At 42.9% G+C, this 23,241-nt stretch carries 20 protein-coding genes; 12 read left to right on the top strand and 8 right to left on the bottom strand.

Features of this window, described 5'->3' with window-relative positions:
- Window positions 1–10 precede the first annotated feature (10 nt).
- The 5 genes from Q0P34_RS03025 to Q0P34_RS03005 are packed head-to-tail and all read left to right on the top strand — an operon-like array spanning window position 11 to window position 6,241.
- Window positions 11–1,261, top strand: a complete 1,251-nt coding sequence (locus Q0P34_RS03025; RefSeq protein ID WP_294952691.1) for a hemolysin family protein — start codon at window positions 11–13, stop codon at window positions 1,259–1,261.
- A 2-nt stretch (window positions 1,262–1,263) separates the two neighbouring features.
- Window positions 1,264–1,854 carry an aminoacyl-tRNA hydrolase gene (gene pth, locus Q0P34_RS03020; RefSeq protein WP_294952688.1) on the top strand — a complete coding sequence of 197 codons (591 nt, stop codon included), beginning with the start codon at window positions 1,264–1,266 and terminating at the stop codon, window positions 1,852–1,854.
- Between the two features lie 9 nt (window positions 1,855–1,863).
- Complete coding sequence (mfd, locus tag Q0P34_RS03015; RefSeq protein ID WP_294952684.1) at window positions 1,864–5,322, top strand: transcription-repair coupling factor; 3,459 nt, start codon at window positions 1,864–1,866, stop codon at window positions 5,320–5,322.
- A 41-nt stretch (window positions 5,323–5,363) separates the two neighbouring features.
- On the top strand, window positions 5,364–6,059 hold the full coding sequence (locus tag Q0P34_RS03010; protein ID WP_294952681.1) for a M23 family metallopeptidase: 696 nt from the start codon (window positions 5,364–5,366) through the stop codon (window positions 6,057–6,059).
- Window positions 6,056–6,241, top strand: a complete 186-nt coding sequence (locus tag Q0P34_RS03005; protein WP_294952678.1) for a hypothetical protein — start codon at window positions 6,056–6,058, stop codon at window positions 6,239–6,241. The genes Q0P34_RS03010 and Q0P34_RS03005 overlap by 4 nt, the downstream gene beginning before the upstream one ends.
- A 41-nt stretch (window positions 6,242–6,282) precedes the next feature.
- Here the strand turns inward: Q0P34_RS03005 and Q0P34_RS03000 are convergent, their stop codons facing one another.
- The 3 genes from Q0P34_RS03000 to aroE all read right to left on the bottom strand — a co-directional run bounded on the left by Q0P34_RS03000 (window position 6,283) and on the right by aroE (window position 8,899).
- The gene (locus Q0P34_RS03000) at window positions 6,283–7,140 is read right to left on the bottom strand and encodes an ABC transporter permease (RefSeq protein WP_294952675.1); all 858 of its coding nucleotides are present in this window, start codon (window positions 7,138–7,140) and stop codon (window positions 6,283–6,285) included.
- A 423-nt stretch (window positions 7,141–7,563) separates the two neighbouring features.
- The gene (locus Q0P34_RS02995; protein WP_294952672.1) at window positions 7,564–8,055 is read right to left on the bottom strand and encodes a shikimate kinase; all 492 of its coding nucleotides are present in this window, start codon (window positions 8,053–8,055) and stop codon (window positions 7,564–7,566) included.
- Window positions 8,048–8,899 (bottom strand): shikimate dehydrogenase, encoded by an 852-nt coding sequence (gene aroE, locus Q0P34_RS02990; protein ID WP_294952670.1) that lies wholly within the window; start codon window positions 8,897–8,899, stop codon window positions 8,048–8,050. The genes Q0P34_RS02995 and aroE overlap by 8 nt, the downstream gene beginning before the upstream one ends.
- Window positions 8,900–9,024: 125 nt before the next feature.
- On the opposite strand from aroE, the gene acpP reads away from it, so the two are divergent.
- The 4 genes from acpP to Q0P34_RS02970 all read left to right on the top strand — a co-directional run bounded on the left by acpP (window position 9,025) and on the right by Q0P34_RS02970 (window position 13,485).
- Window positions 9,025–9,261, top strand: coding sequence for an acyl carrier protein (acpP, locus tag Q0P34_RS02985; protein WP_294952667.1), 237 nt, complete (start codon window positions 9,025–9,027; stop codon window positions 9,259–9,261).
- Window positions 9,262–9,454: 193 nt separating this feature from the next.
- Entirely contained in the window at window positions 9,455–10,957 is a 1,503-nt protein-coding gene (gene glpK, locus Q0P34_RS02980; RefSeq protein WP_294952664.1) for a glycerol kinase GlpK, read from the top strand.
- Between the two features lie 76 nt (window positions 10,958–11,033).
- Window positions 11,034–12,197 (top strand): Ldh family oxidoreductase, encoded by a 1,164-nt coding sequence (locus Q0P34_RS02975; RefSeq protein ID WP_294952661.1) that lies wholly within the window; start codon window positions 11,034–11,036, stop codon window positions 12,195–12,197.
- 115 nt (window positions 12,198–12,312) lie between these two features.
- Window positions 12,313–13,485, top strand: coding sequence for a malic enzyme-like NAD(P)-binding protein (locus Q0P34_RS02970; RefSeq protein ID WP_294952658.1), 1,173 nt, complete (start codon window positions 12,313–12,315; stop codon window positions 13,483–13,485).
- A 47-nt stretch (window positions 13,486–13,532) separates the two neighbouring features.
- Here Q0P34_RS02970 and Q0P34_RS02965 read toward each other — a convergent pair whose 3' ends face one another.
- Window positions 13,533–14,729, bottom strand: a complete 1,197-nt coding sequence (locus tag Q0P34_RS02965) for a hypothetical protein (RefSeq protein ID WP_294952655.1) — start codon at window positions 14,727–14,729, stop codon at window positions 13,533–13,535.
- A gap of 316 nt (window positions 14,730–15,045) precedes the next feature.
- Here Q0P34_RS02965 and Q0P34_RS02960 point away from each other — a divergent pair, with 316 nt between their 5' ends.
- Complete coding sequence (locus Q0P34_RS02960) at window positions 15,046–15,756, top strand: CHAP domain-containing protein (protein ID WP_294952652.1); 711 nt, start codon at window positions 15,046–15,048, stop codon at window positions 15,754–15,756.
- 63 nt (window positions 15,757–15,819) lie between these two features.
- On the opposite strand, the gene Q0P34_RS02955 is transcribed toward Q0P34_RS02960, so the two are convergent.
- Window positions 15,820–17,427, bottom strand: a complete 1,608-nt coding sequence (locus Q0P34_RS02955; protein WP_294952649.1) for an ATP-binding cassette domain-containing protein — start codon at window positions 17,425–17,427, stop codon at window positions 15,820–15,822.
- Window positions 17,428–17,585: 158 nt separating this feature from the next.
- Here Q0P34_RS02955 and Q0P34_RS02950 point away from each other — a divergent pair, with 158 nt between their 5' ends.
- Together Q0P34_RS02950 and Q0P34_RS02945 are read left to right on the top strand one after the other, a co-directional pair.
- Window positions 17,586–19,700, top strand: coding sequence for a SpoIIE family protein phosphatase (locus Q0P34_RS02950; RefSeq protein ID WP_294952646.1), 2,115 nt, complete (start codon window positions 17,586–17,588; stop codon window positions 19,698–19,700).
- Window positions 19,697–20,731, top strand: a complete 1,035-nt coding sequence (locus tag Q0P34_RS02945) for an SIS domain-containing protein (RefSeq protein ID WP_294952643.1) — start codon at window positions 19,697–19,699, stop codon at window positions 20,729–20,731. Before Q0P34_RS02950 ends, Q0P34_RS02945 begins: the two co-directional genes overlap by 4 nt.
- Before the next feature lie 337 nt (window positions 20,732–21,068).
- Here the strand turns inward: Q0P34_RS02945 and Q0P34_RS02940 are convergent, their stop codons facing one another.
- Genes Q0P34_RS02940 through mscL form a run of 3 tightly spaced genes read right to left on the bottom strand, consistent with a single transcriptional unit; the run spans window position 21,069 to window position 23,220 of the window.
- A complete protein-coding gene (locus Q0P34_RS02940) occupies window positions 21,069–21,836 on the bottom strand; it encodes a TatD family hydrolase (RefSeq protein ID WP_294952641.1) in 768 nt (255 codons plus the stop codon).
- Window positions 21,836–22,759 carry an alpha/beta hydrolase gene (locus Q0P34_RS02935; RefSeq protein ID WP_294952639.1) on the bottom strand — a complete coding sequence of 308 codons (924 nt, stop codon included), beginning with the start codon at window positions 22,757–22,759 and terminating at the stop codon, window positions 21,836–21,838. The genes Q0P34_RS02940 and Q0P34_RS02935 overlap by 1 nt, the downstream gene beginning before the upstream one ends.
- A 32-nt stretch (window positions 22,760–22,791) precedes the next feature.
- A complete protein-coding gene (gene mscL, locus Q0P34_RS02930) occupies window positions 22,792–23,220 on the bottom strand; it encodes a large conductance mechanosensitive channel protein MscL (protein WP_294952637.1) in 429 nt (142 codons plus the stop codon).
- Window positions 23,221–23,241: the final 21 nt, after the last annotated feature.

The following is a 23,241-nucleotide window of genomic DNA, read 5'->3' as shown; positions in this document are numbered from 1 at the left end:
TGGAGGAAAAATGAATAGCACACTGCTGATAGTAATGATAATACTTGTATTATTTTCTGCGTTTTTTTCATCGGCTGAAACGGCGTTTTCTTCGCTCAACAAGGTTAAGCTGAAATCTATGGGACAAACGCGACGAATACAACGAACAATAGAGCTTGCCGAGGATTTTGACATCGTTTTGTCCACAATCCTCATCGGCAACAACATAGTAAATATAGCATCAACATCCATTGCTACACTGTTTTTTACGGGTATATTAGGCGACAACAGCGACCTCGGTGCAACCGTCAGCACAATAGTTATGACAATTGTTGTACTTATTTTCGGCGAGATAACTCCAAAAACAATCGCAAAGGAAAAGGCGGAAAAATATGCTGTGCTTATCGCACCGATAGTAAGCCTGTTTATCATTGTGTTTTACCCTCTTAACATTTTCTTTAGGGGATGGAAAATGCTCCTTAACAAAGCGTTTGGACTCGGAAAGGTTGATGCCGTAACCGAGGAGGAGCTGAAAACGTATGTTGACGAGGCTCAAACCGGAGGAGAAATAAGCGCAAACGAAAGCGAGCTTATCCGCTCATCAATAGAGTTTGATGACCTTTATGCATCAGATATTCTCACACCGAGAATAGATGTTGAGGCTGTTGACAAATACGCAAAGCTGTCAGATATTGAAAAGGTGTTTAAGGCAAGCGGATACAGCAGACTGCCTGTATATATAGGCGACATTGACAACATTGTGGGTATAATACATCACCGTGATTTTGAGGACATCCGCAGCAGAGGCTTAAAGTCGCTCAGGACAATCATCAAGCCCGCACCGACCGTCAGCCCTGACACAAAAATCAGCAAGCTATTAAAGATTTTTCAAAAAAACAAAACGCACCTTGCAGTTGTTATTGACGAATTCGGCGGCACGGTGGGCATTGTAACACTTGAAGATATTATCGAGGAGCTTGTCGGCGAAATTTGGGACGAGCACGACGAGGTTGAGGTTGACATTGAAAAAATTGACGACTCCACCTATATTGTTGATGCTATGGCAAGCCTTGACGACGTTTTCGATTATCTGGACATCGACGTGCCGGACACAAATGTTACCACTCTTAACGGCTGGGTTATGGAAAACACGGACAAGATACCCGAGGTTAACGACTGCTTTGACTATGGCAGGCTTCACCTTGAGGTAATCAAAACCGACGGCAGACGCGCGGAAAAAATAAAAATCACCGTAGATAAGCCCGAACAATCGGAGGAATAAAAATGTTCTCATTTAGACGCGGAAAAATTAAATATATCATTGCAGGGCTCGGAAATCCCGGCCCAAAATATGCAAACACAAGGCACAATGCAGGCTTTAAGGCGGTTGACCTGCTTGCAAAAAAAGAGGGCTTTGAAATAAAAAAATCAAAATTTCAAGCCCTTATTGCAGACGAAATGATAGGCTCTGCCCGATGCCTGATTATGAAGCCGCAAACCATGATGAACCTTAGCGGTGAGGCTATTATGGAGGCCGCAGAATACTATAATATTCCAAATGAGAACATCATAGTAATTTATGACGACATCAGCCTTGACATCGGCAAAACCCGAATAAGAAGAAAGGGCTCTGCCGGAGGCCACAACGGAATAAAAAGCATAATATCATGTCTTGGCTCGGAGGAATTTCCACGGGTTAAAATAGGTGTGGACAAAAAGCCAAATGCAAGCTATGACCTTGCAAAATGGGTTTTGTCGGACTTTCCGAGTGAAAAGGCAGATGACCTTAACCACGCACTTGAAAATTCGGTTGAAGCCGTAAGGCTTATAGTCAACGGCAACATCGACGAGGCAATGAACAAATATAACAGTTGATGTGATAGAATGAGTTGTTTTTCCAAAATACTTGAAAATGATAAAGAATACCAAGGCTTAACCAAAGCAATATCCGCCCACGGCAATCCCGTGGGTGCTATCGGTCTGCCCGAAATCAACAAGGTTCTAACCGTTCATTGCGTATGCGAAAGCCTTAACAAAAAAGCTTTTATTATCACTCCCGACGAGGCAAGTGCCATCAAGGCGTATGAGGATTTGTCGGCAATCACCGACGGTGTGTTGCTGTACCCGAAGCGAGAATTCACCTTTCTTGATGTTGAGGGAATAAGCAGAGAATTTGAGCATATCAGACTGGGTGTTCTGTCAAAAATCATCAAAGGCAATTACAAAATTGTAGTTGCCTCTGTTCAGGCTGCCTGTCAGCTGACTATGCCTCCCGATGCACTTACTCAATGTTCGTTCTCCATTTGCGAGGGCGACGAGCTTGACATAGACGAAACGGTTGAAAGGCTAATTAAGGCTGGATACACAAGGTTTGACCAGGTTGACGGCACAAGTCAATTCAGTATCCGCGGAGGACTTGTTGACATTTTTCCGCCCGGTGCCGACGACCCTGTAAGAATTGAGCTTTGGGGTGACACGGTTGACTCTATTGCAAAATTTGATATTTCCACCCAAAGACGAAATGATATTATTGACAGGATAGACATTATTCCCGCAACAGAGGTGCTGTTCCCCTCAAAAGAAATACAGGCTAAAAAAATCGACGAGCTTGCCTCAACCCTCAAGGGCAAGGCAATCAAGGCACGCGAGAGACTGTATGCGGATTCCGACCGACTGAAGCAGGGCCTGTCGCTTCACTGCAATGACAGATATCTGCCCCTTGCATACAAAAGCAACGGCCTGTTCGACTACATCAACGATTTACTTTTTGTGTTCGAAAGCGGAAAATGCAAGGAACGTTTTCAAAATCAAAGCAAGCTTTTGCTTGAGGACCTTAAATGGCTGTTGGAGGACGGAATCATCTGCAAGGGACTTGACAGATTTATACTTACCTTTGACGAGCTTGTTGAAAAATACAAGGCTCACAACGCAGTATACCTCGACTCATTTCCGCGCGGAAGCTTTGACACGCCTGTTGGACATTTGGCGTCCTTCAACTGTCAAACCTTTAATTCATGGAGCGGAACGTTAAGTCAGCTAAAGGATGAGCTGTTCCCTCTTATCAAAACAAAATATGCCGTGTGTATTTTGGCAGGCACATCAAAATCTGCAAAAACACTTTGCTATGATTTGCAGGAGCTTGGCTATCAGGCAATATACTGCGACAAGTCACCTGTCGAAATGAAGCACGGGCTTATATATGTTATGGCAGGTACAACATCGGCAGGCTTTCAGCTTCCTTCCTGCAAGCTTGCGCTAATAACCTACGCAAAGGTTAATCAGGCAAAGAAAAAGCACAAGCACTTTAGCTCAAAGGATGCCGTACATTCTCTTGATGAATTAGTTGTCGGTGATTACATTGTTCACAACATCCACGGTATAGGCATCTTTCAGGGTATAGAGGCTCTTGAAATCAACAACGTCAGCAAGGATTACATCAAGATAAGCTACGCCAAGGGCGACAACCTTTATGTGCCCGTAACACAGCTTGACCTTGTATCAAAATACATCGGTCCCCGTGACGACGCCAAGGTAAAAATAAGCAGGCTCGGCTCGGGTGATTGGAGCAAAACAAAATCAAAGGTTCGTGCAGGATTGCAGGATATGGCAAAGGAGCTTATTGCACTGTATTCAAAGCGAATGAACACAAAGGGCTTTGCTTTTTCGGAGGATACCGATATGCAAAGAGATTTTGAGCTTCGATTTGCATATGAGGAAACCGATGACCAGCTACGTGCCATAGATGAAATTAAGGGCGATATGGAAAAAAGCGCACCTATGGACAGATTGCTGTGCGGTGATGTCGGCTTCGGTAAAACTGAGGTGGCACTGCGAGCAGCATTCAAGTGCATTGGTGACGGCAAGCAATGCGCAATACTTGTACCGACAACCGTACTTGCAATGCAGCATTTCCAAACTGCATTAAAGCGTATGGAGGCATTCCCTGTTAGGATAGAGATGCTCAGTCGCTTTGTATCTCCCACAAAGCAAAAGGAGATACTGAAGGACCTTGAAAAAGGCAGGGTTGACCTCCTTATAGGCACACACAGAATTTTTGGCACTGACATAAAGTTCAGGGATTTAGGTCTGCTGATTGTTGATGAGGAGCAACGCTTCGGTGTTGCACAAAAGGAAAAAATTAAGGAAAAATTTCCCAAAGTTGATGTTCTTACTCTATCTGCTACTCCGATTCCGCGAACACTAAATATGGCTATGAGCGGAATAAGGGATATGAGTCTGCTTGAGGAGGCACCGGGTGACAGAAAGCCCGTGCAAACCTATGTTATGGAATACGATATGGGCATACTTGTTGAGGCCATGGACAAGGAGATTGCAAGAGGCGGACAGTGCTACTATCTGCATAACGACATCGAAACCATAGACCACATTGCAATGCAAATCAAAAAAGCATTGCCCCATGCAACAGTCGGAGTTGCCCACGGGCAAATGACCGAGGAGCAATTATCAAATGTTTGGCAAAAGCTTCTTGATGCAGAAATTGACGTTTTGGTGTGCACAACCATTATTGAAACCGGCGTTGATGTTCCCAATGTTAACACCCTTATTATTGAAAATGCAAACAATCTCGGGCTTGCACAGCTTCATCAAATAAGAGGACGCGTCGGCAGAAGCAGCAGACGCGCGTATGCGTACTTTACCTTTACAAAGGGCAAGGAGCTTACCGACATCGCTCAAAAGCGACTTGAGGCTATCAGAGAATATACAGAGTTCGGCTCCGGCTTCAAAATCGCTATGCGAGATTTGGAAATCAGAGGAGCAGGCTCGTTGCTCGGCAACCGTCAGCACGGTCATATGGAAAGCGTCGGCTACGATATGTACATCAAGCTTCTTGAACAGGCAATAAGCGAGGAAAAGGGCGAATATGTACCTGATGAAAAGGAACAGGAATGTCTTATTGATTTGCCTGTTGATGCAAGCATTCCCAAATCGTACATCTCCTCTACTCCTCAAAGGCTTGATATGTACAAAAGCATTGCGAATATTCGTTCAAACGAGGAGGCAAATGAAGTCTACGACGAGCTTACCGACCGCTTCGGCGTACCTCCGGCAAGCGTTTACGGTCTTGTGGAAATTGCCTTGCTTCGTAATCTTGCCCAAAGCCTCGGGATTTATGAAATCAGGCAAACCGGTGTCACTGCAAGATTTTTCCTAAATGATGTTAAACCCGAATATCTGCTTGCACTTCACGAAAAAATGCGTGGCAGAGCAAAGCTGAATTCAGGCAAAAAGACATTTATTTCCGTTGAAACCGTAGGCGGAGATACAATGGGATGTGTTCGCGACACACTAAACCTGTTATACGATTCCGTAAAAAATGAATAAAACAAAGCACCTCGGTTGATAATACAATCGAGGTGTTTTTTATGTCTACATCAAATTACAAGAAAAAAGAAAATAAAAACGTAAAGGCGTTGTTTTCGGTTGTATGCCTATGCATTGTGTCGCTTGGACTGATTGTGTATTTTTCCACAACGACGGGTAACAAGGACGATACCGTAAACGAGCCGACAACCATTGTTGAAACAACCGAGGTACAGCACGCCGTGACTGCAAAGGAAACAACACAAAAAGAAAAAGCTACGCAGAGCACTACAAAAAAGCAAACAACTGAAAAAGCCACAATGGAGCAAAACGAAAACAACACTCCGTACAAAAGCTATTACAAGTATCCACTCGGCGAGGCAGTTACAAAGGGATACAGCGAGGAGCTTACCTTAAACAAAACCTTAAACGATTACAGGGCACACACGGCAGTTGATTTCAGCGGTGCGTTGGGCGATAAGGTTGTTGCAATCAACGACGGTCTTGTAACAAATGTGTACAACGATTCTATGTACGGGCTGTGTGTAGAAATTGACCACGGTGCAAAGCTTGTTGCACGCTACTGCGGGCTTGAAAGTGCGTCGGTCAAAAAGGGAGATTTTGTTGACATCGGCAACACAATAGGCACCCTTGGAAAAATCCCCTGCGAATCAAGCGACGGTGTTCATCTTCACCTTTACACAAAGCTTAACAATCAAACAGTAAACCCACTTGACGTTATGAGCAAAACAGAATGAAAAAAGAAAAAAAGAGCTACAAAAGAAAATATAGGCTCAATCCGAATATTACCAACAAATACTGTGAAAGTGTGTACAACCCAACAGTTCAGCCTGACGGCACTACCGAAATGGGTGTGCCTATCCCAAGCCTTGAAAACACCGAGTATTCCAAAGAATACGAGGAAGAAAACGAGCTATAAAAAATTCCTTATGAAGCATATACTTCATAAGGAATTACTTTTTACAAATGATAAACAATTTTGTCCGAATACTTATTAAACACATAAATGCCGATTACAAGTGATGCGATCGACACCCCGGTTGCGTAAAGCACAAGCTTCCAGCTAAGGAACTGTGCAGGAACACTGTCACCGTAAAGCACGCATTGCCTGAACAATTCTATCATAGAATACAGTGGATTAAGCTTAATGAACCATACAAGCTTTCTGCCTTCAAATCTTTTGAGTGAATACAAAATAGGCACCACATACATCAAAAGCTTTGTGCACACATCCCAGATATATTCTATATCCCTAAAATAAACATTAACTACCGAAAGCACCAAGCCGATGCCTACCGAAAACATAAGCAGCAATATCATTGGCAGGAACACAAGAACTATCTTCCAGCTTACTGTCAAATCAGCACCGCCGCTGATGCCTGTTAGCTTAAAGAATATCCAAACACATACATAGCACAGTGTTGAAATTGCAAATGTAACAAAGGTTGAAAGCGTTGATGACAACGGATACATATACTTTGGAACATATACCTTTTTAATAATCGCCGCGTTGCGCCTAAATGCTGTGAGCGACTGCTTTGTTGATGTAACAAAGAATTCATATATCAATCTGCCTGAAAACAAATATACCGGATAGCAAACCACACCGTCTGCCTTTCTGCCAAGCAACGTACCAAATACAACAGACAATACTATCATATTAAGAAGCGGCTGTAAAAAGCTCCAAAAAATACCAAGCCATGAATTTCTGTATTTGAGCTTAACATTTTTGCGGGTAAGCTCCAACAATAAATCCTTGTACTTCCTGAACATATCGACGGTATGCTTAACCTCAACCTTTTGTGTTTCAGCACTCATTAAATTGAACACCTCTATTTTCAGCTGAAAAATCAGACTCTTAAGTTGGCGGTAGTCGAAATAATGTGGTTTTGATACAATATTTTCCGCCAATACGTTGTTAAATTATTTTTGAATACGGCAGTATGCAAAAATAATTATGCCTTGTCTTGACGAAAAATCTTTACATCAAAACTGCAAGGCACCTAAAATACAAAATTATGAGGAAATTTGTGCATTTCTTTGTTGCAGGCATACTTGCGTATGTCAAAACAAAAAATGTGCAAAGGTGCCATTATTTTGTATTTTAGGCATATTATTTCGGCTACCGCCAACTTAAATCTGTGCCATTATATCATATGCATTTGCATTTTTCAACACATTTTGGCAAATGGTTACAACATCGTAACTTTTTATACATACGTAACAGCTCAAATCAGTCTATTATCTAAAAAGGTCAGCAATTTCCAGAGCAGTTTTTCTTGCTCCCATATCGCCGTTAACAACATAATCGGCTGCTGCAAGATATTTATCCTTGCGTTCATCATACAGCCTTTTTGCTTTTTCCCTGTCCTGAAAAAGAGGTCTTGTTGTACTGTTTCCTATCCTGTCACAAATTACATCAAAGGAGGCATCAAGAAAAACAACCTTTGAGCCCTGCTTTATCGCCTCAACATTGCGGGCAAATGTCATTGCACCGCCGCCTGTTGAGACAACGGCACCCTTCATTTGTGCAACCTTTTTGCACATTTCATATTCTAAATCCCTGAAATAATCCTCTCCGTGAGTGGCAAAAATTGCCTTAATGGCAATCCCCTGCTCCTTTTCTATAAGCTCATCGGTGTCAACAAATTTGGCTCCCATTATCTTTGCAAGCTCCCTGCCTACAACGGTTTTGCCACTGCCCATAAATCCACAAAGAACAATATTATTCATTTTTATCAAGCTCCCTTTGTGTTATTTCTATAACCTTGGCAATATCATCATTGGAGAATTTAACGCCATTCCAAATCTCCTGTGCAACGGCTGCCTGCCAAACAAGCATTGAAAGACCGCCGGAGCACTTAACCCCCGCCTGTTTTGCATATTTTATAAACACGGTTTCCTGCGGATTGTAGATTACATCAAACACTGCCTTCGAGCTTTTAATAACCTCTTCACTTACAGGGCAGGCGTCAATATTGGGATACATACCGACAGGTGTGCCGTTAACAACCAAATCATATCCGCCCTTTGCCTCGCCTAAAAGAATAATTTTACATTCCCTGCCAAGCTTGTCTGCAATCTCCTGCTTAAGCTTTTCTGCCACGGGCAAATCTGCCTCTCTTACAGCAATGGTAAGGCTTGCATCTGCAATAATTGCTTCAAAGGCAATCATCCTTGCAACACCTCCGCAGCCGAGTAGCAGGACATCACCCTTAAGCTCTATATCCGCCATTTGAAGTGCTGACAAAAAGCCTGCACAATCGGTATTGTGACCGACTGCTTTATCCTCTCTGACATCTACGGTGTTTACGGCACCGAAAAGCTCTGCCCTCGGAGAAAGCTCGTCCAAATATTTAATAATATCAATCTTATGCGGAATAGTAACATTAAAGCCTCGCATACCGCAAAGGATAGACTCAAATGCTTCACCCAGCTTTTCCGGTGCAGATTCAACCAAATCATAGGTTGCATCCACTCCGCTGATTTTGAAAAGCTCTCTATGAATAACCGGACTCATGGAGTGTCCCAAAGGGTATCCGGTAAGTCCGTACTTATTATTCCTTTTTATTTCCATTTTGCTTACCTCCGAATTTTGAAAAATCTTGCAATAAAATTATTGACAAATTATTCAAAACTTACTAATATGATAATAACATATAATACTAAATATCACAACATTTTTTTAAGGAGCATATTACTATGATTTTTGAAGAAGTAAAGGATATATTGGCAGAAAATCTTGATCTTGATCCTAACACAATAGAGTTGACATCCGACCTTGCGGCTGACCTTGGTGCAGATTCTCTTGATGCAATCGATATTGTTATGAGCATCGAGGATCAATACGGATTAGAGGTTCCCGACAGTGTTATTGAAGGAATGAAAACCGTTGAGGATATTGTTACCTTTATAGAAAGCAACTATACCGAATCGTAATATTTATACAAATATCGACTAATATACAAAATTTGCAGGGAGGGCAATTTCGCCCTCTTTTCATTTTGTAGAACTTTACAAATTAATACAATAATTTTCGTTATTTTAGGTCGTTGACAGTAGTATATATATAGAGTAAAATTATATTATATGATAATACAGTATGATCAACCATAAAACAAAGGGGTTTAATATGGCAGAAAAATTTGTTATGGCACTTGACCAGGGCACAACAAGCTCCCGTGCCATTATTTTTAACAAAAAGGGTGAAATTGTTGCTAAAAACCAAAATGAATTTACACAGTTTTACCCGCAAAACGGTTGGGTTGAGCATGATCCGCACGAGATTTTATTCTCCGTTGTAAGCTCTATGATCGGTGCACTGCGTGAGGGTACTGTTAATCCAAAAGACATTGCAGGCATAGGCATCACCAACCAAAGAGAAACTACTATCCTTTGGGATAAAGAAACCGGCACACCATTGTACAATGCTATCGTTTGGCAGTGCAGAAGAACAGCGGAATACTGCGAGGAGCTAAAGGCTCAAGGCCTTTCGGATTACATCAAAAGCACAACAGGCCTTTTGATTGACGCATACTTCAGCGCAACCAAAATCAAGTGGATTTTAGATAATGTTGAGGGCGCAAGAGAAAAGGCAGAGCGAGGCGAGGTACTGTTTGGCACAATTGATACATGGCTAATTTGGAATTTGACAGGCGGTAAGGCTCACGTTACGGATTACTCCAATGCGTGCAGAACAATGCTTTTTGATATTGACAGGCTTTGCTGGGACGAATACCTTTGCGAAAAGATGGGCATACCAATGAGCATTTTGCCTGAGGTTAAGCCGTCAAGCCATATCTATGGAACTGTTGCAAAAATCACGGGAATTGAGGACCTTGAGGGAGTACCTATCGCAGGTGCAATAGGCGACCAGCCGGGTGCATTGTTCGGTCAGGGCTGCTTTGAGGTTGGCCAGGCAAAAAATACATACGGCACAGGCTGTTTCCTGCTTATGAACACAGGTGAAAAAAGAATTGAAAGCAGGTCTAACCTGCTCACCGGTATTGCTTGGGGACTTGACGGAAAGGTTATATATGACCTTGAGGGCTCTGCATTTAACGCAGGCTCTGTAATCAAGTGGCTTCGTGACGAGCTTGAATTAATCGGCTCCGCCGCCGAGTGTGACGAGCTTGCAATGCAGGTTGAGGACAGTAACGGCTTGTATCTTGTGCCTGCCTTTACAGGCTTAGGCGCTCCGTATTGGGATATGTATGCACGCGGCATAATGGTTGGGTTGACAAGGTCTATCAACAAAAAGCATGTTTGCCGTGCCGTGCTTGAAAGCATTACATACCAAATGACAGACTTGCTTGAGGCTATGATGAAGGACAGCTCAATCAGACTCAAGGATCTTCGTGTTGACGGCGGTGCCAGCATTTCGGACATTATGATGCAAATTCAGGCTGATATGACAGGCTGTAATGTTAACCGTCCAAAGAACAGAGAGGCTACCGCCTTGGGTGCGGCTTATCTTGCAGGCCTTGCAACAGGTGTTTGGGAAAGCACGGATGAAATTGAGGCTAACCGCGAGGTTGACAAAATATTTGTTCCGTCAATGCCGGAGGATTTGAGAAACAAAAAGTATTCCGACTGGAAGCGAGCAGTTGAGCGAAGCAGAAATTGGGAAAGATAATTTGTCGTTAATGTTTGACTATACATCACTTTTGGTGATATAATAGATTTAGAATATTTTAGGAGGTTTATATATTATGGGAAAGGTTGTTTGTCCTTGGAACTTAATTACCGATTTTGTAACCGATGCCTTTGTTGGCTACGGTGTTCCGAGAGAGGACGCAGAAATTTGTACGGATGTCCTTTTGGAGTCTGACAAAAGAGGTATTGAAAGCCACGGCTGTAACAGATTTAAGCCAATTTACATTGACAGAATTGTTGCAGGTATCCAAAATCCTGTTACAAACTTCGAGGTAGTTAAGGAAACACCTTGTACAGCTGTTGTAGACGGACACGACGGTATGGGTCAGGTTATCGGCTACAAGGCTATGCAAATGGCTATCGACAAGGCAAAGGAATACGGCTTGGGTATGGTTGCTGTTCGTAACTCCTGCCACTACGGCATTGCAGGATACTACGCAACACAGGCTACCGAGCAGGGTTGTATAGGATTTACAGGTACAAACGCAAGGCCGTCTGTTGCACCGACCTTCGGTGTTGAGGGTATGTTTGGTACCAACCCACTCACAATGGGCATTCCGTCAGATGAAGAATTTGATTTTGTACTCGACTGTGCAACATCAATCACTCAAAACGGTAAGATTGAATATTACGAAAGAATCGGCGAGCCTGTTCACCCGGGCACTATCATCGGCATTGACGGTGAGCCTGTTGAGGGCGATGCAGGTGTGGCACTAAAGAGAATTCGTGAGGGCTCTGCTGCTCTTACTGCTCTCGGCGGTATCGGCGAAGCACTCGGTGGATACAAGGGCTACGGCTATGCTATGATAATTGAATTGCTTTCGGCAGTTCTTCAGGACGGCAATTACGGTAAGGCTCTTAACGGCAAGGACGAAAACGGCAACCTTGTTCCTTATCATCTCGGTCACTTCTTCCTCGCTATTGACACATCAAAGTTTGTAGGCGAGGCCGAAACAAGAAAGAAGACAGGCGAAATCCTTCGTGACATCAGAGCATCAAAGAAGGCTCCGGGCGAGGAAAGAATTTATACTGCAGGCGAAAAGGAATATCTTGTTTGGAAGGAAAGAGAAAACAGCGGTGTTCCTATCAACGAGGCTGTTCAAAAGGAAATCTGCGAGGTAAGGGACAAGCTTGGCTTGAGCTACACCTTCCCTTGGGAAGACAATTACGTTCCTTACGAAAAGGACGAAAAGATTACCTCTCACATTGAAAGAAAGTAATAAAATCAAATAACACAAAGGGCAGGATGCCCTCGGGCTTCTGTCCGAGAGTAGCCTGCCCGTTTTTTGTGAAAAAAATCACAAATACAAAAAGGCAAATGAAAGGATTAAAGCTATGAATATTCGTGAAGAATCATTGCAAAAGCATTACGAATGGAACGGAAAAATTGAGGTCGTTGCCAAAGCAAAGGTAAACGACAGCAAGGCGCTTTCGCTGGCATACACACCGGGTGTTGCAGAGCCTTGCCTTGAAATACAAAAGGACTACAACAAAAGCTACGAGCTTACCCGCCGTAACAACCTTGTTGCCGTTATCACCGACGGCACGGCTGTTTTGGGCTTGGGCGATATAGGACCCGAGGCAGGTATGCCTGTTATGGAGGGCAAGTGCGTATTGTTTAAGGAGTTCGGTGATGTTGACGCCTTTCCTCTGTGCGTAAGAACAAAGGATGTTGACGAGTTTGTACAAACCGTATACAACATTTCAGGCTCGTTCGGTGGCATTAACCTTGAGGACATTTCTGCACCAAGATGCTTTGAGATTGAGGAAAAGCTAAAGGCAATGTGCGACATTCCTATTTTCCACGACGATCAACACGGTACAGCCGTTGTTGTATCTGCCGCTCTAATCAATGCAACAAAAATCATCGGCAAGGAGCTTGGCGAATGTAAGGCTGTTATCAACGGCTCCGGTGCAGCAGGTACGGCTATAGCAAAGCTACTTATGACACTGGGGCTCAAGGATGTTATCCTTTGTGACAGAACAGGCGCAATCTACGAGGGCAGAGAAAACCTTAACGCATCAAAGGCAGAAATTGCAAGAGTTACAAATCGTGCAATGGTTAAGGGCGGACTCAAGGAAGCAATCGTAGGCACCGATATATTCATCGGTGTTTCTGCTCCGGGCGTGCTGACGGAAGAAATGATAAAAACAATGCACAAGGACCCTATCGTTCTTGCAATGGCAAATCCAACACCCGAGATTATGCCTGACGAGGCAAAGACGGCAGGAGCAAGGATTGTGGGAACAGGCCGTTCCGACTTCCCTAACCAAATCAACAACGTTGTTGCCTTTCCGGGTATCTTCAGAGGTGCACTTGATGTCAGGGCATCTGCTATTACGGAAAATATGAAAATCGCTGCTGCATATGCAATCGCATCACTTGTAGACGACGACAAGCTGAACGAAGATTATATTTTGCCTTACGCATTCGACCCAAGAATTAAGGACACCGTTGCATCTGCCGTTGCAGACGCTGCAAGAAAAGACGGCGTAGCAAGAATCTGACAGTATAAAGAAATCCCTTTAGCATCATATATGCTAAAGGGATTTTATTATTTATTACTTTTACCTATAGATATTGCCCTTGCCGAGTTTGCAACCGCTAACAAGCAAACTCCTATATCGCCGAAAATTGCAAACCACATAGGAATACTCTTCTCAAGCAAAACATCAAGCACAAGAATAATCAGCTTTACTATAATGGAAAAGTAAATGTTTTCCATAGCTATTGTACGTATTTTTTTGGCAATTTTCTTTGTGTCATCAATAGCGCGCTCGCTGTAATTAATCATTACCATATCGGCAACATTAACGGCATCACCTGTGCAATCCTCACCAACTGCAACTGCAACATCGGCAGCCTCAAGCATTGTAATATCATTTATTCCCTTGCCAAGATACACAACCCTTTTTCCATTATTTTGCAAAACCTTAATGTCATCAATACTTTTATCATCGTTGTAGGTAATAATAGTATCGCAATTATTAATTTCATCCAAGGTTGATGTGTTCTTAACAAAAATGTTTTTCCTTGAACAAGCACCGATGCCCGCACTGTAACAAAGCGGAACCGAAATAACAATGGCACATGGGCAACCGACAACAAGTGCGGCAAGACCTCTGTGAAGCCATTCCTGCCACTCCTTATGAAAAAGGAGCGGAGGTACAACAACAATAGCCACCGCAATAATACAAATTGCAGGTGTGTACACCCTTGCAAATCGGGTTATCATCTTTTCGGTACGGCTTTCCTTATTATCATAATGTCGGGGTAAGGTATACGAATCGTGCTTTTGGGAAAAGATACTGTCAATAGACCTTCTGCTTTTTGACACTGCAAGCCCCTGCACAAATTCACCAACGGTAAACAACAGCATAACCGCTACGCCCTCGGTGTACTCCTTAATTGCAAATGCACCTATGCTTGCAAAGCTCATCAAAAAGTTTTCATCAAAGATTTTGCCGTGAATTACACTGTCTGCCGCATCTCTTACAACATCAAAGCCAACCATAAGATATGCAATGATATAACAAATAAGATATGCAAAATCAGGTAGCTGTGTAAATTCACTGATAACATATCCTGCAGCAAAAAACACAGAGCTGACTATGATTTTTGTAAGCTTTTCTTTTTTATGCTCATTAAAATGCTCATCACCGCAACAGCCACAACCGTGATTGTCCGGTGTGTGATTATCACAACAATTTTGATAATTGTGATGATGAGAGCTATGATTATGTTCACTCATAACATTAACGCCTCGGTTCAAATAATAGTGACATTATATCACATAGCACCTACTATTACAATAAGCAAAATCCTCCAAAAATCGTGATTTTTTGTCAAGGCTAATCGATAAATTTTGTAAAAAAAGCATAAAAGTTACGAAAAGGTTACAAATACATTGTGCATTTTTTATATAGATTACAAAATGTAACATTTGGTATAATTGATAGCGTTGTATGTGCAACACAAAGTTAATAAGCGAGTTCAATCGAAAACATAGATTTTCGTAATCATCCCAAAGCGATAGCAATATCGCCAAAGAAAAAGGAAGGTATCTAATGACTAAGAAGAAAACCCTGCTTATAATTCCATTTGTAATTATAATGACTGTAATTATTTCGCTTGCAACGCCTGTTTTGGTTTACGCAAACGATAACGGCTATGAGCCACGCTTAAGTGCACCAAGCTCTTCAAGCCCATATTACAGCAGACAGCTCAACCGCTACTTTCAGGTTGGCTCAGGTATGCCAAACTGCGTGGCATATGCATACGGCAGAATTTACGAAATGAACGGCGAAAAGCCGTTAATCACCCACGGAAGTGCAGGTGATTGGTATTTTATCAACAAGGCAAACGGCTATTACGATTACGGCAGTGAGCCAAAATTAGGTGCAGTTGCCTGCTGGAGCAGGCACGTTGCAGTTGTTGAAAAAATAAACGAAAACGGCAGCGTCACCCTATCAGAGTCGCATTGGGGCGGCAGATATTTTGACACCGTAACATACAGCAATATGTATTCGCACTACGGTCAAACCTTTTACGGCTACATTTACACATACAACGGTGGCGTAACACGAGCACTCGAGAAAAAGCTGCTCAATGCAACAAATCAAAATTCAGATAAATATATGACAGAGAAATCTATGACTCACGAGGTTCAAAATCAGTTCACCCTGGCAAAGATGGACGTTGAAAGCACAACCTCCGAAAAGGAAGAAAGAATCCCTGTTGCAATGACACTTGCAGACAAATTGAACTCAAACCTATAATGATGATGATGATGCAAAAACACCCTAAAGCATTTTTTGCTTTAGGGTGTTTTTTATTGTGTGTTACAGTCTTTTTAGCTGTTCCTCATCAAAGGTTGAAAGGAACTCATCATAGCTTCCCTTTCTGTCGATATAGGTACTGCCTGAAATCTCAATAATTCTGTCAGCAACGGTTTCGACAAACTGATGGTCGTGCGAGGTGAAAAGCACGGTTTCGGGGTAACGGATAAGCCCGTTGTTAAGCGCCGCAATGGATTCAAGGTCAAGGTGGTTTGTAGGCTCATCAAAAATGAGAACATTGGCACCTGAAAGCATCATCTTGCAAAGCATACACCTTACCCTTTCACCACCGGAAAGAACGTTTGCCATCTTGAGAGCCTCATCACCGGAGAAAAGCATCCTGCCGAGCCAACCTCTTATGTCAGCCTCAAGCTGTTCGGTAGTATATTGTCTGAGCCAGTCAACAAGGTTAAGGTCTACGCCGTCAAAATAAGCACTGTTATCGCTTGGGAAATAGCTTTGAGTTGTTGTTACTCCCCACTTGTAGCTACCCTCATCAGGCTCCATCTCGCCCATAATAATTTTGAAAAGAGTTGTTTTTGCAACAACGTCAGAGCCGACAAAGGCAACCTTTTCTCTCGGGTGAATTACAAAGCTGATGTCATCAAGCACCTTGCGGTCACCGATAGTTTTTGAAATATGGTCAACTCTTAAAAGGTCGTTACCGCATTCTCTGTCAGGCTTAAAGTCAACATAAGGAAAACGACGTGATGATACAGGCATTTCAATCATTTCAAGAGCGTCAAGCTGTTTCTTACGGGATGTTGCCTGCTTTGACTTTGCGGCATTTGCAGAGAAACGGTTGATAAAATCCTGAAGCTCCTTAATCTTTTGCTCGTTCTTTTTGTTTTGGTCTCTCGCCTGACGCTGACGCATCTGTGTGTATTCGTACCAGAAATCGTAGTTACCTGTGTAAAGTGTAATCTTGCCGTAATCAACATCGCAGATATGTGTGCACACCTTGTTCAAAAAGTGACGGTCGTGCGATACAACTATAACAGTATTTTCAAAATCAAGCAAAAAGTTTTCAAGCCAGCTGATAGCAATAAGGTCGAGGTGGTTTGTAGGCTCGTCAAGAAGAAGAATATCCGGGTTGCCGAACAAAGCCTGTGCAAGCAACACCTTTACCTTCATATCCGACGGAAGCTCTGCCATTTTCAGATAATGGAATTCATCCGGCACGCCTAATTTATTAAGCATAAATTCTGCATCGCTTTCCGCGTTCCAGCCGTCAAGGTCTGCAAACTCTGCCTCAAGCTCGCCTGCCTTTACACCGTCCTCCTCGGAAAAATCCTCCTTTGCATAAAGAGCGTCCTTTTCCTCCATAATTTCAATTAAACGGGGGTTACCCATAAGCACGGTACGAACAACCTCGTATTCGTCATAAGCAAAGTGGTCCTGCTTCAAAACAGAAAGTCTTTCGCCCGGAGTAATATGAATTTCACCCTTTGACGGCTCAAGATCGCCGCTGAGAACCTTAAGAAATGTCGACTTGCCAGCACCGTTTGCACCGATGATACCATAGCAGTTGCCGGGTGTAAACGCAACATTTACTCTTTCAAACAATGAGCGTCCGCCAAACTGAACGGAAATATTATTTGCAGAAATCATAATTATACCTCACCTTTCAATTATTCACAATCCACAGTATTTTATCACATAGCACAATTAATTTCAACTAAATTTTTATGCACCAACCGTTTATGACATTTTTTTCGCCCACACAATAATATAATAGGCAATAAAAGTTTAGGATTAAGGTCGTAAAAATGGAAATTAAAGTCAAAAGTAAAATTAAAGACAGCATCAGCAAGGAAGGATTAAAGCAGATAGGGATATACTGCGGATATTTTTTTGCCGGATTAATATCGGCACTCGGTGGAGCAATATATGATATAAAGCCGTTTGGGATAGCATTGGTTGCCGTATCAAAAAAGAAGGGCTACATATTTTCTGCAATGGGTGCAATACTTGGCCATCTTGCCTTTGGATTTTCGGTAAACAGCATAAGGTACCTTTGTGCAGCTTTGATTGCAGGGCTCGGCGCATTTTTAATAGAGCTGCTTGACCTTTACCATATACCGCCCTACTGTGTGGCGGTTGCGGTTTTTGCCAATCTTGTAACAGGTGCATTTGTAAAAATAAGAACCTCTGCCGAAGCAGGCGAATACATATTACTGATAGCAGAGGCGTTGCTTACGGCAGGCATATCCTATTTTTATTACAGGGCCATAAACGCAAATTACAGGCAAATACGCTTTAAGGCTCTGCCCATAAATGACCTTGTGTGCATAATTATTTCCGGTGCAACCCTGCTTTTAAGCCTTGACGGCCTCGCAATTTGGCGAATACATCCTATAAGAATAATCGCAACAGGGATAATATTAATCGCTCTGCACTATGGAGGCGAAAGGCTCGGTATTTTGCTTTCGCTGACACTCGGCTTTGCCCTGGGGATAAGGAGCAAAGACACCTCAATATTATGCGGGGCATATGGCTTTTCGGCACTTATAGCAGGTCTGTTTACTGCGCAATCCGTTTTTGCAGGCGCAGGTGCATATCTATGCTCTTTAACATTTTTTGCTATTGCATCGGGTGGAGATATGGGAATATCTATATTCCTTGACGTACTAATAGGCACACTTGCGTTTGTGCTTTTACCGACAGGCTTAACCGATAAAATCGAGTCCTTCTTTGAATCGGGAGCAGACCTGCCTCCCGACGGAACATTGAGGCAAAATCTTGTTTTGAAGCTTCGTTTTGCATCAAATGCCATGGCGGCAATATCCGACAGCGTTGACCAGGTGCGCGAGAGAATAAATGATGTCACCCGCAGGAAAAACGAGGAAGAAAAGGAGTATATGACCCCCGAGGAATACGTTACCAAGGAGGTTATTCTTGAAAAAACAAATCAAATACGAATGGTTGCCTCCGACCAGTTTATTTCCATATCGGGCATGTTAAACGACCTTGCCCACGAATTCAGCGAGGCAGAAATTTTTGATTCCACAGCAAGCAACAAAATACGCAGATTGCTTGGAGAATATGATATATACCCGTCAAATATTTCTGCAATACTTGACAAATACGGCAGAATGAGAGTTGAGATTTTAACTAATTCAAACAGCAAGGATTTGAGTAATCCACACCTTAAGGAAGAAATAGGAAAAATTTGCAACAGATATTTTGACAACGGCAGAATTACAAGCTTTAAGGACGACACCATGCTGTCGTTTTTTGAAAAGCCGAGCTACTCGCTCGAGGTGGGCTTTGCACAGCACAGCGCCGAGGGCGAGCTTTGCGGTGACACAATCAAGGTTATTAACGACAGCAAGGGACATTCCATTTTGATAATAAGTGACGGAATGGGCAAGGGCAGTCGTGCCGCTCTTGACGGCGCTATGGGTGCCGGATTACTGTCAAAGCTTATCAACGCAGGCTTTGGATTTGATTCCGCATTAAAAATAGTCAACTCTGCCCTGCTTGTAAAATCCAACGATGAAAGCCTTGCAACCCTTGACATTGCCAACATTGACCTTTTTACAGGCAAGTGCGAGCTGTTCAAGGCAGGTGCTCCCGCAAGCTACATCATCAAAAACAACAGGCTGACAAAATGCGAGCTGACATCCATGCCCGCAGGAATTTTACGAGGAATAGAATTTGCAAAGCGTACTGCCGTGCTTGGAGTTGACGACAGCATTTTACTTATGAGCGACGGCATAACAGACCTTGGCGACGATTGGCTCAAAGGCGAGCTTAATAATATGCCAAACGGTGCACAGGAAAGTGCCGACTACATTTTGGAAAAGGCGTTGGAAAAAATGAAAGACAAAAAGATTGACGATATGAGCATAATTATTGCAAGATTGGAGCGAAACAAATGACCGACAGCATTTACGAAACCGAGTTAAAGGATATACCCGACTCAATAAAGCATTTTTTAGACAGAGTAATACAAAACGACAAGCTGTACCTGCCTAACATAAAAACAAGCAGGCACACTCTAAAGGGCATTGCTCAAATAATACTTACAGGCACAGGGCAATCCTACTTTTCTGCACAGGCTATGGCACACAATATGGAGCTGTTAACGGATTTACCCACGCAGGCCATCCCTGCTCCGCTGCTAATGGGCACTCGCGGTGTTCTGTACCGTGATGTTCTTGTAATAGCCGTATCACTTGACGGCGATGATAACGATACAATTTGTGCAGTTAAAAGAGCTAACGCAAACTCAGCAAGAATAATAGCTGTCACAAGGCCCGACTCACCGCTTGGAAAAATGTGCAAATCCAAGGTTATACCCGCAGAGTGCTGTGACGGAATATGCACCTTTCAATCAGAATATCTTGCCATCGCAATGCTTGGAATACACATCGGCAACATCCTTGGCAGAATGTCAAAAATAAATATGAGTGTGGCATTAAAGCTCGCTCAAATGCTGCCGGGCAAGCAATCCTTTACCTCGAACAGCCAAAAGGAGCTTCAGGGTGTGGGCGAATATATTTCAAAATTCTCCACGGTTATTTTTTGCGGATACTCAACGGATAACGCCGTTGCAAAAGCAGTTGCACAGGAATTCAGGATAATGACCGGAGTGCCCGCATTTGCAGTACCGATATACGATGTGCCGACATCCTGCACCGATTTAGACGGAGCACTTATTGTTCCCATAATAAGCAGTAACGCATCAACAAAAATATCTGCATACTACCTAAACAGTATAAGAGAGCAGTGCCCAAGCACTATCATATACACAACAAAAAATACGGCACAGGAGCTTGGAATAACAGACGGAATTGTAACGGTAGACGACAGCATACCTCTGTTTAATCCAATAACAATACTGACAGCACTTGAGCAAACAATACTCGAAATTTACACAACCCCAACCACAACCGAAAAATCAGCATAAAAAATCAGGGCATCCCTTTGGATGCCCTCAGCGTGTCGAAAAAGTCGAATTATAAATTTCGACACGCTGGTAGGCTGTTGAGAAATGGTGCTGAATTTCGCATTCTTGCGAGGGAAGATGTACGAGGGTACCTCGACCGAGCAAAAGGCGAAAAACGCCAAAAGCGGCTTAGATTCGATGTCTAAGCCGCTTTTACAATCCCTCCGTCAACGCATACGCGTTGCCACCTCCCTTTACACAAGAGAGGCTCAAATCGGTTTGTTTAATTTATATGGCGTGTTTCAGCCCACTTTATCGACAGTCTGAGGACACCCCTTGGGTGTGTCCTGATTCTTGTTTATGTCAAATTGTACAATGCTCTTGCATTTTTGTTTGTTACGTCCAAAACCTCTTGTGCCGAAATACCGAGGATTTCGCCTATGCGCTGTGCGATAAACGGAATAAACGACGAATCATTTCGCTTTCCTCTATGAGGCTCGGGTGCAAGATACGGACAATCCGTTTCAAGCACAATTCTGTCAAGAGGAATTTCCCTGATAACCTCCGGGATTTTTCGTGCATTCTTAAAGGTTGCAACACCGTTAAAGCCAAGGAACATACCAAGCTTTATGACCTCTCTTGCCATTTCAACCGAGCCTGAAAAGCAATGCAAAACTCCGCTTGGCTTGGTTGCCTTAAGAATGTCAAGAGTGTCGCCGTGAGCCTCTCTGTCGTGCACAATAACGGGCAGACCTTTTGCCTTTGCAAGCTCAATTTGAGCAACAAAAAGTTCCCTTTGCTTTTCCTTTGTTGAGTTCATCCAATGATAATCAAGACCGATTTCACCAACGGCAACACACTTTTCATCTGCAAAAAACGGCTCTAATTTTTCCAAATCTTCAACAGAAAAATCCTCAAGATTTTCGGGATGAAAGCCTGCTGCAAAATAAAAATCATCAAAGCTATGCGATAAATTTTGATTTGCAACGGTAGATGCAATATCACATCCACAGCTGACTATACCCACAACGCCCCTGTCCTTAAGTGACAAAATGAGCGATTCTCTGTCATCGTCAAAGGCTTCATCGTCATAATGTGCGTGAGTGTCAAAAATATTGGTGTACATCAAAGAACATTCTCCTCAATCCACTTTTCAATATCGTCGTAAACCTCTGCCTTGTTAATCTCGTTGAGGATTTCGTGACGTGCATCATGATAAAGCTTAAGGCTGACATTCTTATGGTCTGTTTCAATTAAGCGTCTGTAAACCTCTGTTACACCCTTGCCGAAATTGCCGACAGGGTCCATATCTCCGCTTGTAAGAAGAACAGGAACGTTTTTGTCAACATTCTCGTACCATTGAGGCTCGTTACACTGAATTGTCAGCTGACTTAAATCCATAAATCCTGCAACGGTAAACAAAAATCCACACAATGGGTCATTTACATATTCATCAACCTCGTTTGTGTCACGCATACCCCAATCGTAATGAGTTCTGTGCTCAAAAGGCTTATCATACGCACCAAGAGAAATTTTATTCAAAAAGCTGCTGTGATGCTTCTTTCCCTTAAGAGCCCCAACAGCCTTCATAATGGGAATACCCGCCTTTGCAATAGGTGTAGGTCCTGCCGTGCCGATAAAGATTGCACCGTCAAAATCACAGCCGTATTCGTTAATATAGCACCTCATTACAAGAGAGCCCATTGAGTGGCCTGCGATAATAAACTTCTTGTCGGGATATTCTGCCCTTGCAATATCGGTTAATGCCTTGGCGTCGGCTATAATGTTCTTATATCCGTCCTTATCACCAAAATATCCCAGCAAATCAGGGTTTTCATTAGAGTGACCGTGACCAAGCATATCGTTCATAAACACCGCATATCCACGCTCGGTAAACGCAGAGATAAAATTGCGGTATCTGTGTGTATATTCTGCCATACCGTGATGCATTTGAATAACAGCCTTAACCTCGCCCTCGGGTGCCCACTGCCAAGCCTTAATGTCGCAAATTCCCGATGAGCTCTTATATGTATACTCTTTTTTTATCATATTGTATTACCCCTTTTAGAATAAAATGATTACTATTCTGTTATGTCAGATGTACAATGAGGGCACTTAACTGCTTCAATATCAATCTCACTCCTGCAATAAGGGCAGGTCTTTGTTGTAGGAGCAGGTGCCTCCTCTTCTTCCTTCTTTGAAAGCTTTTGTGCAGCCTGTGATACTCTGCTGACAGACTTTACGATAAGGAACACAACAAAAGCCATAATCAGGAAATTGATAATTGCAGAAATAAATGCGCCGTAATCAAGATAGTTTTCTGTGCCGAACAGCTGGATTTTACCTTGAACCTCTGCACCGCCGATGCAGTTAAGAAGAGGTTGAATAATGTTGTCGGTAAGGCCTGAAACGACGGAGCCGAACGCACCGCCTATGATAACGCCGACTGCCATATCAAGAACGTTTCCCTTTGCAATAAATGCTCTGAATTCCTCAAAAAACTTTTTCATAATAATATTATCCTTTATTTT

Origin of the sequence: uncultured Eubacterium sp., assembly GCF_945980375.1 — a bacterium.
Lineage (GTDB): Bacteria > Bacillota > Clostridia > Oscillospirales > Acutalibacteraceae > Eubacterium_R.
Note: the sequence above shows the minus strand (reverse complement) of the source record. Positions and strands in the feature narration are given on the sequence as shown.